We start from the raw sequence: 13,061 nt of genomic DNA on the forward strand, positions 1-13,061 counted from the left end.
TAATCATTTTCGGGTTATACAGGTCTTGCCAGCCATGCAGCATTTCCAGCCATCGCGCCCACAGCTTGTCTACCTGGCTTTTGGCCCGGCAACCTATCATCAGGAAGCCTGCTTCAGCATCGTCAGCGCGCTCGCCCATTTGGGGACGACAGCAGCCGAAGCCTTGGACATCCAGGTGTACACCGACAACCCGCAGCCCTACGCCAAGCTGCCCGTCACCGTCCACTTGCTGGACGAAGCCACGCGCCAGGCATGGAACGCCCCTCACGGTTATCATTTTCGCAGCAAGCATGTGCTGCTGCGCCAGGTACTGCAGCAACACCCGCTGGCAGTGCTGATAGACACCGACACTTTCTTCCGCACATCGCCGCTGCACCTGTTCGCCCGAGTGGCCCCAGGCAAGCTGCTGTGCAATGCCATCGGCTCGCGCTATGGCGCAAACCAGAAATGCCTGCTGTACCGGAACCTGCTGCCCATCCTGCAAACCCGGGGCCTGGCCGACTGCCAGATGCCACTGGTCAATTCTGGGGTAATCGGCCTCACAGCCGAGGACGCCGGCACCCTGGACCGCTCCATCGACATGATGGACGAGTTCTACCCCTTGGCTCGCGAGGCCTATACCCTCGAGGAGTTCTGCCTGGCAGTAGCGGCATACCGCACGCTGGAGGTGGCCGAGTGCACCGACGTCATCCACCACTATTGGAGCCGCAAGGCCCAGTTCCGCGCCAAGATCCAGGCCTGGCTGCGCAAGCACGGCCATGACCCGCTGGGCCCCAAAGCGCTGGCTGACGTTGCGTTGGTCAACGACCAACTGCCGCGCCCCCCTACCCTGCACCGCTTGGGTTACAAGGCACTGAGCCTGACCCTGCCCAGCCACGAGCGCCAGTTCGCGCGCGAACTGCTATATGGCTGCTACCCCTATCCCAATGAATTCGACCGTGCCTGCGCGCCGGCCTGGTGGGACAAAGCCCTGGAAAACCTCCAGGCACGCCATGGCCACATGGAGCCCGAGCGGCTGCGCCAATGCCTGCGCCACCCGGGGCTGCGGTTGTCGCTGGGCGAACGTCGCAAAGATGTCGAGGCATATCTGCTGAGGTCTTCCCAGGCTTGAGCAGGCCGGTGCTGGCCTTGAATCGGCCGAGCGCGTAATCTGCGGCCATGCCACTCGTCGCCCGCCTGTTCTGGATCCTGCTGCTCGCCTGCCTGAGCCCGTTGGCTCTGGGCGAGCGCCTGCGCCTGGTCTCCGATGACTGGGCACCCTACGTCTATCAGCACGACGGCCAGCCCCGCGGTATCGACTACGAAGTGACCACCGAGGTATTCAAACGCCTGGGTGTCGAGGTGGAATGGCAGTTCCTGCCGTGGAAGCGCTGCCTGGCAATGATCGAGCAAGGCCTGGCGGACGGGATTCTGGATATTTTCCAGACCGAAACCCGGCGCCCATATCTGGTATACGCCCCCGAACCCATGTCAGAGGTCGAGTTCGTGCTGTTCCAGGCCCGTGCACGCCGCCATGCCGTGGCCGGCCCTGAAGACCTCACAGGCCTCACCGTAGGCACCTCGCCCGGCTACGCCTATGGCGCTGCGTTCAACCAGGCCACACATTTTCGACGTGAAGCAGCGCCGACCCAGGAAGCCAACTTCGGCAAACTGCTGCTGGGCCGTATCGACCTGGCAATCACCGACCGCGTGGTCGGGCATTACCTGATCCGGCAGCTGGGCATGGAACAGCAAGTCGAGGAACTGCCGCTGGTGATCAACCGCCAGGCCCAGTACCTGGGACTGGTGCGCAAGCCGGGGCGCGAAACACTGGCCCTGGCCTTTGCCGAAGAACTGCAGCGTTTCAAGCAGGAACCGGCCTTTGCCGCCATCAGCCACCGGTACACAGGCGACATCGGAAACATTCTCAACGCCGTTGAGCAGCAGGAAAGCAGCACAGCGCCATAGCTCTGTTATACTCGGGCCTTCCCGCCCGGCTCACGCCCGGACGCTCGGCCTCGCAACAGGCATCCCGATCGGCACCGACGCCCCCTGGCGTTCCCCTCCGTTTCCCGGATGTGCAGTGAAAGCCCAGCTGGACCGGACGCGATCGCATCCCACCGATGCCCGTCGCGCCAGGCAGAACATCCCAACGGGCCCAGCCCACACGAGAACAGGATCGCCCATGTCCTTTGCTTCCCTCGGTCTCTCCGAGGCTCTTGTCCGCGCTATCGAGGCTGCGGGCTATACCCAGCCGACCCCCGTGCAACAGCGGGCGATTCCCGCCGTGTTGCAAGGCCGCGACCTGATGGTTGCCGCACAGACAGGTACTGGTAAAACCGGCGGCTTCGCCCTGCCGATTCTCGAGCGCCTGTTCCCGGCCGGCCACCCCGACAAGTCGCAGCGTCACGGCCCGCGCCAACCGCGCGTGCTAGTGTTGACCCCGACCCGCGAGCTGGCAGCCCAGGTGCACGACAGCTTCAAGGTCTATGCCCGTGAACTGCCACTGGTCAGCGCCTGCATCTTCGGCGGCGTTGGCATGAACCCGCAGGTCCAGGCGATTGCCAAAGGCGTTGACGTGCTGGTTGCCTGCCCGGGCCGCCTGCTCGACCTGGCCGGCCAAGGCAAGGTCGACCTTGCCCATGTAGAAATCCTGGTGCTCGACGAAGCCGACCGCATGCTCGACATGGGCTTCATCCACGACGTCAAGAAGGTACTGGCACGCCTGCCATCCAAGCGCCAGAACCTGCTGTTCTCGGCCACCTTCTCCAAGGACATCACCGACCTCGCCGACAAGCTCCTGCACAACCCGGAGCGTATCGAGGTCACGCCGCCGAACACCACCGTCGAGCGTATCGAGCAGCGCGTCTACCGCCTGCCCGCCAGCCACAAGCGTGCGCTGCTGGCACACCTGATCACCCTGGGTGCCTGGGAACAGGTACTGGTGTTTACCCGTACCAAGCACGGCGCCAACCGCCTGGCCGAGTACCTTGAAAAACAAGGCCTGACCGCCGCCGCGATTCACGGCAACAAGAGCCAGAACGCCCGCACCAAGGCCCTGGCCGACTTCAAGGCCAACAGCGTGCGCGTACTGGTCGCCACCGACATCGCCGCCCGCGGCCTGGACATCGACCAGTTGCCCCACGTGGTCAACTTCGAGCTGCCGAATGTCGAGGAAGATTACGTACACCGTATCGGTCGTACTGGCCGCGCCGGTCGTTCGGGCGAGGCCATTTCGCTGGTCGCACCGGATGAAGAAAAGCTGCTCAAGAGCATCGAGCGGGTAACCCGGCAGAAGATCGCGGACGGCGACCTGATGGGCTTTGACGCCAGCCAGGTGGAAGCCGAGAAACCCGAAGTACGCGAGCGCCCGCAGGGCAACGGCCGTGGCGGTCGCAACCAGCAGGCCCGTGGCGAAGGTGGTAAAGACTCCAACGGCGGCCGCAAGGACAAAGGCAAGGATAAAGGCAGGGCCAAGCCACAGGCTGCCGACAAGCCGGCCGACAAGGAAAAGAGCGGCGACAAGCAACAGCAGCCGCGTAAACCGCGTGATAAAAAGCCGCGCCAGCCACAGCAGCAGGCCAGCAGCAACAGCGAGCCTAAAGCACAGGTTAACCGCGACCCGGAAGTATTCCTGGACGACGACGTCGACAACTTCGGCAACCGTGCCGACTATGTCAGCCCGTACCAAGGCAAGAACCAGGGCCGCAATCGCCGCCCAGGCGGTGGTGCTGGCCAAGCCCAGGGTACCGGCCAACGCAGCAACACCGGGGGCCAGGGCCAGGCTCGCAGTGGCGGCCAGCAACGCAATGGTGGCAGTGCCGGCGGCGAAAAACGCCCGCCCCGCGCCAACAACGGTGGCGGTGCCCGTCGTGATGGCGGCGGTGGCCGTGGTCGCCCGAACCGTGACGATGCTGCCCGGCAAGAGCCGGCCGTGAGCAACCAGCGCCAGCCGGAAAAACAGCCGGTGATCATCCGCAAGGAATCCAAACTCGACCGTTTCCCGACGCCTGAGCAACTGGATGACCTGCCAAGCCGCCCGCGCGGTGAGCGCCCAGCGCTGCTGACCCGCAAGGGCTGATAGCTGTTATGAAAAAGCCGCCTGACTGGGCGGCTTTTATGCCCCTGGGAGCTCGCAAATCGGCCCATAGGCGAGCCTGGTACCTGTTATTTTTGCCAGTAGCCTCGCTATCGCAAACGGATGAGACTGATTACTCACACCTCTGAAGTTGGCCATCATGTATTCGAAAGAAGCTAGCGAGATAGCAGGCTCCCCAAGTCAAAAATGGCAATGCGGCACTTGTGCGAACAGCGTGCAGGACAGTAAAGCTCACCTGCATCAAACAGATCAAAACACTCCACATTCCGACACCCTGTTCTTTACTAGCTTATCGCTCCGGATAGGGAAGACCGTTGACGTGCGTGGCTCAACCTCAGCGAGCGGTGGGGTTGTTGAACTATTCTCCCACGGCACATGGAAAGGCATCGCCAGCGTCGCCTCAGACGGCACGTTTCACAACAGTGATGTCCCGCCGACGTATCTGATGGGCAAAAATATTCATGCCCGAGTCATAAGCAACGGTTTAACTTCACAAATGCTATGTGCAACAGATGCGTTCGTCCATCCGCGCTCCATTACTGTCCACACAACCGCAAACAAAGCTGAAGATCAAAATTTTTACAACTGGAACATACAATGGGCGGACTATCAACCTAGCGGCTACTGGGTACCGCGCGAGACTCTGTTCATTATTTGGGTGATTGGTAATGATCCTGAGGGCTTTGTCTGTATCGGGACCCAGGGCCTTGCGGAGAAACGGGACAGGAGCAAACAGACCGAGAACATGCTTGAGCTCGCGTTGACGAAAGGGCAAAACATCTTCACCTCCGGCCCGAATGGCGGCGCGCTTCATTTTCGCAACAACGGTTCAAATGACTTTAGAGTTTTACTGGGCCCTCAAACCGAACCCATCCCTTACTTTGTACTCGGCCAGACCCCCCCAGACGACTGGCACCGCATGCTTAAAGAAAGCGACCGAATGACCCAAGTGGAGCTTGTCGGAAATCACGTGGTCATAGCCGCGTACGCTGACACCTACCGAGGATATGCCCCTGAAGATGTCGGGGATATTGTAAGGTCTCATGAGAAAGCTCTGGAAATCGAGGCTGAGGCCGCAGGCCTTGATGGTTCCTCGCCCATTCACAGCAAGAGCAAAATGTGGATCTACGCGGTTGAGTCGATGTCATCCTTCAGCCCACACGCGAGCACGGGTTACATTGCTCTCCCTCATGGAACTGACCCAAACAATGCGTACATGTATTCATTGGTAGGTGGCCAGGCACACCAGCGCTGGGTAGCCTTGCACGAGTACGGTCACCATTTTCAATCGCGAATGAACAGCGTTTCTCCTATGTTCAATGAAGTGAGCGTGAATATTTATGCAGCGGCGGTTGCCCGGAGGCACAAAAACGATCACGTCGATGATTTTCGCCAACGATGGCCATCAATCAAAAAGTGGTTGGCTAAACCCCGCGAGGAGAAGGAGTTTCTGAACGCTCCTGACCACTATGCGCTCTTTGAACAATTGCGCGTGGCATTCGGCACGAGCTTTCTGACCGATTGGAATCGTACTATCCGGGAAAACCCGCCTGCGCAAAATACTCTAATCACACTTACTTCGTCGCTATGCGAGGCCGCCAGATGTAATCTGGCCAACTTTTTTGCTGATTGGGGAGTCATCGAAGAAAGCGATGCGACTTGGAAGGCGCTGGAAGCGCTAGACTTGCCACTGCCCCCCACTGGGCTGATCGACCACGAACCCTACATCGGGCTTTCTGATAACCCATGAAGTAAAAACGCCGCCCCACAGGGGCGGCGCTCATTTCCACCAGAGCAGGGCCAATTACTTCTGCTTCACACCTTCAACACTGATATCCAGGTCCAGGGTCTGCGACGTTGCACCCGGCCCCTTGATGCCGAAGTCGTTCAGGTTGAGGGTGGTGGTGGCGTTGAAACCAGCACGCTCGCCGCCCCACGGGTCCTTGCCTTCACCGTTGAAGGTGGCCTTGAAGGTGACGGGCTTGGTCACGCCGTGCAGGGTCAGGTCACCAGTCACGTCGGCGGTCTTGTCACCGGTCGATTTGACAGCGGTGGACACGAACTTGGCGTCTGGATACTTCTTCACATCCAGGAAGTCGGCGCTGGCGATGTGCTTGTCACGCTCGGCGTGGTTCGACCACAGGCTGGCGGTTTTCAGGTCGACATTGATTTTACTGGCTTCAGGCTTGGCGCTGTCCCAGGTAAAGGCGCCATCGAAGTCCTTGAAGGTACCGTGGATGAAGCTGTAGCCCAGGTGGCTGATCTTCCAGTCGACGAACGCGTGCTGGCCTTCCTTGTCGATCTTGTAATCGGCTGCCATGGCCTGGCCAGCGGAGAACAGGGCGGTACCGAGCGCCAGAGCGGCAAAAGTCTTTTTCAACATCCTTTCTATTCCTTGCAATTGAGGTTGAGAGTCAAGCTTTGCGGCCCAGCATACGGCTCAGGGTCGCGTCACGGTCGATGAAATGGTGCTTGAGCGCTGCCAGGGCATGCAGCACGGCAAAAATCACCAGGCCCCAGGCCAGCCAAAGATGAATCACACCCGCAACATCTGCCTGGTCAGGCAGGTCGCTGATCAGTGCCGGCACTTCGAACAGGCCAAACACCGGAATGCCGACGCCGTCGGCGGTAGAAATCAGGTATCCGGCAGCCATTACCGCAAACAGACCCAGGTACAGGGCCAGATGGCCAAGCTTGGCCGCCAGGCGCGTGACTGCGCCATGGTTGGCGGGGGCAGGTGGTGGCGGGCTGATGAAACGCCAGACTACCCGCAGCAGCATCACCGCCAGCAACACCAGGCCGATGCTTTTATGCAGGTCCGGGCCGGCTTTGCGCCAAGGGCTGTAATAGTCGAGGCCGACCATCCACAGGCCCAGGCCGAACAGGCCGAACACTGCCAGCGCCACGCCCCAGTGCAGGATGATGCTGACCACGCCGTAGCGAGAAGGTGAATTGCGCAGTTGCATGTTGGCGTGTATCCCCGTGAAAGCTGTGCACAGACTAACGCGTAACGTATCGAAGAAAAGCGGAAAAAGTTGCTTCGGTTTATCGAGAAATCCGATATGTATTCTGTAAGCTTGCCATTAAGGAAACATTAACGATAGTCGGGGAAGTTGAGGTTGCCAGTGCAGGCCTCTTCGCAGCACAAGGCTGCTCCTACAGGGGTATGCGGTGCCTGTAGGAGCAGCTTTGTGCTGCGAAGGGGCCGGCACTGTCGATCAATCAGCCAGCCTTGGCCTGGGTATTGGCCACAGGTTTCTTGGTCGGCTCGGATTTGGCAGTTGCCTTCTTGGTTTCGGCAGGCTTGTGCGCCGGCTTGTGCGCCGGCGCATGCTTGGTCGCGGCGGCCTTGGTTGCCGCAGGCTTGGAAGCCGCTTCCTTGATGACAGGTGCAGGCGCTGCCGGAGCTGGCGCGGCCTGGGGAGCAGGCGCAGGTGCCGGCGCCACTTCCTCTGCCTTGGCGATTGGCTCAGCCTTCACCTCTGGCGTATCCGCCCCGCCAAACAGGCGTTTGAAGAAACCTGGCTTGTCCTGCCTGGCCTCTTCGGCCTGCTTCGGCTCAGCCTTGACCGGCGGTTTGTCAGCCTTGTCGGCCTTGTCGGACGAACCACCGAACATATTGGAGAAGAACCCGCCTTTGCTGTCCTTGGCCGCCGCGGCTCCTGCCGCCGCAACCGGCACCGCCTTGGCGGGGTCGAACGACTTCCCGGCCAACAGGTCCTGTGCCTGGCTGGCCGCACGCTGGCCACTGCGCAGGGCGCCTTCCAAGGTGCCCGGGTACAGGGCATCGGTGTGTTCACCGGCAAAGGTGATGCGCTGCACCGGGCGCTCCCACAGGCGCCAGTATTTGCTGATCTGCCCCGGGCCATAGGCCAGGTAAGCGCCGCCGGTACCGGCGTCAGTGCTGTAGCGCTTGACCTCGTAACCGGTGAAAGCACCACGGGCCTGCGGGTAGAACGCATGCAGGCGGATCAGCACCTGATCGACCATCTGCTTGTCGCCGAACGCCTGCAGCAGGCGGGCGTTGTCGCCGGAAAGGTTGATCACCACGTTGGCGCCGCCCTTGAGCGCTGGCTCGATCCACAGCATGCCGAGGCCGGCATTACTGAAGATTTCGCCCGACATGCGCGCGCGGCTTTCCCACACGGGCTTCTTGAACTTGAGCATCAGTTGGTCGCGCCATCCATAGTTGGTGCCTCTGAGCGCCGCCACGTGCTGGGTGTCCAGGCCCGGGGTCATCTGGATCTTGGCCAGGGCACGCAGCGGCACGGCCATGACCAGGTAATCCGCCTGGTAGCCGACGCTGCCTACTTTTACCGTTACGCCATCCTTGTCCTGGACGATGGCGGTGACCGGCGAGCTGGTCTTGATGGTCTTCAGCTGCTTGACGAAGGCCTGGGCCAGCACCGTGCTGCCACCGGGCAGGCGCGCGGCACGCAGGTCACGGTCGCTGACACCGCGGTACACACGGGTCTGCTGGGCGAAATACAGCAGCGACAGGCGCGACGGTTCATCGTAACGGGTACGGATCTGCTGGTTGACCAACTGACGGGCGGTGGCCGGCAGTTGAAGTTTGTCCAGCCAGGTGGAGACGTTGATCTGGTCGAGGGCGAACAGCGTGCTGGTTGCCTGCGGGCTCAGCGGGTCATCGATCGAACGGGCCAGGTCATCAAGGGTTTTCTCGTAGCGCTTGAGCGCTTCGGCGGTAGCCGGTTGCTTGGTGGCCAGGTCGGTGGCGCTGAAGTACTCACCGTCGATCAGGTAACCGGGGGTACGCACGAACTCCGGTGCTGGCAGTGTTTCTAGCTTGAAACGGTCAAGGTACTGGTTGAGCACCGGCTGCGCCTTGGCATTGCCGATCCACTCGCTGGTGGCCAGGCCCGAACGCCCGCCCATGCCCGACTTGGCCTCCAGCAGGGTCACCTGCCAGCCTTTGTTCTGCAGCTCGTACGCTGCCGTCAGGCCCGCCAGGCCGCCACCCACGACAATCGCCGTGGGCGTCTTGTCCTTAGCCAGCGCGGCGCCGCTGGAGACACCAATCAATACCAACGCGCACAGGCGCACCCAAGCAGCAGCCATGTCGGCGGACTCCGAGTCAGAGGTTACAGAAACGGGGAGAGGCAGGAATGCCCCGGGAAGATGCGTTAAGAATACGTCAGGTCCGACCACCCTGCCAGCGCAGTGACATCAAGTCCTTTTGGCAACTGACATTTTTGCCAGTAGCCACGTCACACGGCGGCAAGCGAAGCTGGTCAAGATAGCCAGAAGCCCCACCAGGAGGGCATGCGCATGATCTTCGAGGAGCACTTCCAACACGTCGAACGGCAGTTTCTATGGCACAAGCAGACACTTCATACAGCCTCCGGCCTGAGTATCCGCTCCAACAGCACCTCATTGATCGGCTTCCATGAAGCGTTCAAGGGTGAAGACAGTACCGAGCTGGTCATCGGGGAACACAGCGACGTGGCAATCGTGTTCGCCCAAGAAGTCGAGTGCCTGCGCCTGGAATACTACGTGGTCAGCGATTTTCTCTGCGACGACCTGCACATGCTATTCGATGCTGAAAGAGTAGATTGCGACCTGGCCACCCCGATACCGCGCAACTTCTACTGGCTCACCGTGGAAGGCAGCGGGTTTCGCGACCTGCGCTCTGGCCCCATCGCCACGAACCCCTACCACCAGGTGATCGACGGCCCGTTCCGGCGCCTGACCATCTCCACTTCACAGGCCGGTACCGTACACATCCGGCGGCTCGAATGGACCGGCACCCACCGCCAGTGAAAGGCAGCGGTTGTCCTGCCTTGCGGCATTGCTTAGGCTTACGCGGTCGAACCACGCCGCAAAGCCAGGAGAAGTGCCCATGGGCCTCAATGATCAGTGGATGCAACGCGACCTCAAGGTCCTGTGGCACCCCTGCACCCAGATGAAAGACCACGAGCAGCTGCCGCTGATCCCGATCAAGCGCGGCGAAGGCGTGTGGCTGGAGGACTTCGAAGGCAAACGCTACCTGGACGCGGTGAGCAGCTGGTGGGTCAATGTGTTCGGCCACGCCAACCCGCGCATCAACCAGCGCATCAAGGACCAGGTCGATCAACTGGAGCACGTGATCCTGGCCGGTTTCAGCCATCAGCCGGTCATCGAGCTGTCCGAACGCCTGGTGGCCATGACTCCGGCCGGTCTCGACCGGGTGTTCTACGCCGACAACGGCTCGTCCTGCATCGAAGTGGCGCTGAAGATGAGCTTCCACTACTGGCAGAACGTCGGCAAACCGGACAAGAAGCGCTTCGTTACCCTGACCAACAGCTACCACGGCGAAACCATCGCCGCGATGTCGGTAGGTGATGTGCCGCTGTTCACCGAAACCTACAAGGCGTTGCTGCTGGACACGATCAAGGTGCCCAGCCCCGACTGCTACCTGCGCCCAGAGGGCATGAGCTGGGAAGAGCACTCTCGCAACATGTTCGCCGCCATGGAGCAGACCCTGGCCGAGCACCACGCCTCGATCAGCGCCGTGATCGTCGAGCCGCTGATCCAGGGTGCCGGCGGCATGCGCATGTACCACCCGGTGTACCTCAAGCTGCTGCGCGAGGCCTGCGACCGCTACGACGTGCACCTGATCCACGATGAAATTGCCGTGGGCTTTGGCCGTACCGGCACGATGTTCGCCTGCGAACAGGCCGGCATCCGGCCAGATTTCCTGTGCCTGTCCAAGGCCCTGACTGGTGGATACCTGCCGCTGGCCGCCTGCCTGACCACCGACAAGGTCTACCAGGCGTTCTATGACGACTACCCGACCCTGCGCGCGTTCCTGCACTCGCACAGCTACACTGGCAACCCGCTGGCGTGCGCTGCGGCGCTGGCGACGCTGGACATCTTCGAACAGGACAACGTGATCGAGGCCAACAAGGCCCTGGCCACGCGCATGGCCACTGCCACTGCGCACCTGGCCGATCATGCACACGTTGCCGAAATCCGCCAGACCGGCATGGCCCTGGCCATCGAGATGGTCAAGGACAAAGCTGGCAAGGTGGCCTACCCCTGGCAGGAGCGACGTGGCCTGAAGGTGTTCGAACACGCCCTGACCCGCGGCGCCCTGCTGCGGCCGCTGGGCAGCGTGGTGTACTTCCTGCCGCCGTACGTGATCACCCCGGAGCAAATCGACTTCCTTGCAGAAGTTGCCAGCGAAGGCATCGACATCGCCACCCGCGACAGCGTCAGTGTCGCCGTAGCGGCCAACTTCCACCCCGACTTCCGCGACCCTGGCTGATATCGCTGCGAGGGCTTCGCCCTCGATCGCGACTCAAGGCCGCTCCCACAATGGCACAGCGCACGCCGTTAGAATGTGGGAGCGGCCTTGTGTCGCGAAAGGGCTGCAAAGCAGCCCCCAGGGCCATCGGACGCACCTATCAATCAGAGCCTTACCATGAGACTGTCCCGCTTCTTCATCGACGCCCCCCTGAGCCTTGGCGAGCACGACCTGCCCGAAGCCCAGGCCCACTACATCGGCCGCGTACTGCGCATGGCCCCCGGCGACGCCGTGCAGCTGTTCGACGGCAGCGGCCAGGAATACCTCGGCCAGTTGCTTGAAGTGGGCAAGAAAACCGTACGCGTCAGCCTCGACCGGGCCCTCGCCGGCCAGGCCGATTCACCGTTGCACGTGCACCTCGGCCAGGGCCTGTCCCGTGGCGAGCGCATGGACTGGGCGATCCAGAAAGCCACCGAGCTTGGCGCCAACGAAATCACCCCGATCGTCAGCGAGCGCTGCGAAGTGCGCCTGAAAGACGAGCGCGCCGACAAGCGCCTGGCCCACTGGCGCCAGGTGGCGATCAGCGCCTGCGAACAATGCGGCCGCTCCACCTTGCCGCTCATCCACCCACCCGTGACCCTGACCGAATGGCTGGGCAGCACCAAGGCAGACCTGAAATTGGTCCTGCACCCGGTGGCCGAGCCGCTTACCAGCCACGACAAACCTGCGACCCTGGCCTTTCTGATCGGCCCCGAAGGCGGGCTGAGCGACAATGAAGTCGAGCAGGCCAAAGCGTCCGGCTTCCATGCCGCCCGCCTCGGCCCACGGGTGCTGCGCACCGAGACTGCGCCAGTGGTGGCGCTGTCGGTGGCACAGCAATTGTGGGGCGATTTTTAACTAGAGCACGTAGAACGACACCGCCACGAAGTGCAGCAGGCTGCCGGTAATCACGAACAGGTGCCAGATGCCGTGCGCGTGGCGCAAACGGCTGTCGAGCGCGAAGAAGATGATGCCCACGGTGTAGAACACCCCGCCGGCGGCCAACCAGGCAAAGCCGGCGCTGCCCAGCGAGTGCAGCAACGGCTTCACTGCCACCAGCACGATCCAGCCCATCACGGCATAAATGATGATCGACAGGACCCGCGCCTCGGAGCGCGGCTTGATCTCTTGCAACATGCCGATCACCGCCAGCCCCCAGACCACGCCGAACAGGCTCCAGCCCCAGGGGCCACGCAGGCTGACGAGACAGAATGGCGTGTAGCTACCGGCGATCAGCAGGTAGATCGACAGGTGATCGAGCTTGCGCATGATCACCTTCGCCCGCCCGCGGGTGCTGTGGTACAGGGTGGAGATGCTGTACAGCAACAGCAGCGTGCCGCCGTAGATGGAGAAACTGACGATCTTCCACGGGTCGCCTTGCAGGCCCGCGACCACGATCAGCCAGATGGCACCGATACAGGCCAGGACAGCACCGACCAGGTGGGTCCAGGCGTTGAAACGTTCACCGTAATACATGCAAACACAGACCTCTTCAGGTGGGCTGGGTTCCTGATGTGATGCTGATGGCCTCACCCGGTGTCGATTTCAAGGTAAACACAAGCCCTGTAGGAGCAGCCTTGTGCTGCGAAGAGGCCATAGCAGCCGAAGATGACCTTCAGCCTTACCGGCCTCTTCGCAGCACAAGGCTGCTCCTACAGGGTGTTGCGGTAGCCCGATTCCCACATCCAGACGACTACG

General features: G+C 61.7%; 11 protein-coding genes. 7 read left to right on the forward strand and 4 right to left on the reverse strand.

Annotation, left to right across the window (positions count from 1 at the left end):
- The first annotated feature begins 34 nt into the window (after positions 1–34).
- The 4 genes from ACN6NG_RS27560 (at position 35) to ACN6NG_RS27575 (ending at position 5,828) form a co-directional block, all read left to right on the forward strand.
- On the forward strand, positions 35–1,111 hold the full coding sequence (locus ACN6NG_RS27560; protein ID WP_353456413.1) for a hypothetical protein: 1,077 nt from the start codon (positions 35–37) through the stop codon (positions 1,109–1,111).
- A gap of 47 nt (positions 1,112–1,158) precedes the next feature.
- Positions 1,159–1,947, forward strand: a complete 789-nt coding sequence (locus tag ACN6NG_RS27565) for a substrate-binding periplasmic protein (RefSeq protein ID WP_063423361.1) — start codon at positions 1,159–1,161, stop codon at positions 1,945–1,947.
- Between the two features lie 217 nt (positions 1,948–2,164).
- Positions 2,165–4,060, forward strand: coding sequence for an RNA helicase RhlE2 (locus ACN6NG_RS27570; RefSeq protein WP_063423360.1), 1,896 nt, complete (start codon positions 2,165–2,167; stop codon positions 4,058–4,060).
- Positions 4,061–4,217: 157 nt separating this feature from the next.
- Positions 4,218–5,828, forward strand: coding sequence for a M60 family metallopeptidase (locus ACN6NG_RS27575; protein ID WP_474317197.1), 1,611 nt, complete (start codon positions 4,218–4,220; stop codon positions 5,826–5,828).
- Between the two features lie 54 nt (positions 5,829–5,882).
- Here ACN6NG_RS27575 and ACN6NG_RS27580 read toward each other — a convergent pair whose 3' ends face one another.
- From ACN6NG_RS27580 to ACN6NG_RS27590, 3 genes are all read right to left on the reverse strand, one after another.
- The gene (locus ACN6NG_RS27580; protein ID WP_063423359.1) at positions 5,883–6,461 is read right to left on the reverse strand and encodes a YceI family protein; all 579 of its coding nucleotides are present in this window, start codon (positions 6,459–6,461) and stop codon (positions 5,883–5,885) included.
- Positions 6,462–6,492: 31 nt separating this feature from the next.
- Entirely contained in the window at positions 6,493–7,044 is a 552-nt protein-coding gene (locus tag ACN6NG_RS27585; RefSeq protein ID WP_063423358.1) for a cytochrome b, read from the reverse strand.
- 256 nt (positions 7,045–7,300) lie between these two features.
- Complete coding sequence (locus ACN6NG_RS27590; RefSeq protein WP_474317202.1) at positions 7,301–9,157, reverse strand: flavin monoamine oxidase family protein; 1,857 nt, start codon at positions 9,155–9,157, stop codon at positions 7,301–7,303.
- Between the two features lie 210 nt (positions 9,158–9,367).
- On the opposite strand from ACN6NG_RS27590, the gene ACN6NG_RS27595 reads away from it, so the two are divergent.
- The 3 genes from ACN6NG_RS27595 to ACN6NG_RS27605 all read left to right on the forward strand — a co-directional run bounded on the left by ACN6NG_RS27595 (position 9,368) and on the right by ACN6NG_RS27605 (position 12,221).
- Positions 9,368–9,859, forward strand: a complete 492-nt coding sequence (locus tag ACN6NG_RS27595) for a hypothetical protein (protein ID WP_474317302.1) — start codon at positions 9,368–9,370, stop codon at positions 9,857–9,859.
- Between the two features lie 79 nt (positions 9,860–9,938).
- Complete coding sequence (locus ACN6NG_RS27600; RefSeq protein ID WP_063423355.1) at positions 9,939–11,345, forward strand: adenosylmethionine--8-amino-7-oxononanoate transaminase; 1,407 nt, start codon at positions 9,939–9,941, stop codon at positions 11,343–11,345.
- A gap of 156 nt (positions 11,346–11,501) precedes the next feature.
- Entirely contained in the window at positions 11,502–12,221 is a 720-nt protein-coding gene (locus ACN6NG_RS27605; RefSeq protein ID WP_353456415.1) for a 16S rRNA (uracil(1498)-N(3))-methyltransferase, read from the forward strand.
- Here ACN6NG_RS27605 and trhA read toward each other — a convergent pair whose 3' ends face one another.
- Positions 12,222–12,839 carry a PAQR family membrane homeostasis protein TrhA gene (gene trhA / locus ACN6NG_RS27610; protein ID WP_474317207.1) on the reverse strand — a complete coding sequence of 206 codons (618 nt, stop codon included), beginning with the start codon at positions 12,837–12,839 and terminating at the stop codon, positions 12,222–12,224.
- Between the last annotated feature and the right edge of the window lie 222 nt (positions 12,840–13,061).

The organism is Pseudomonas sp. TSO6, assembly GCF_056098905.1.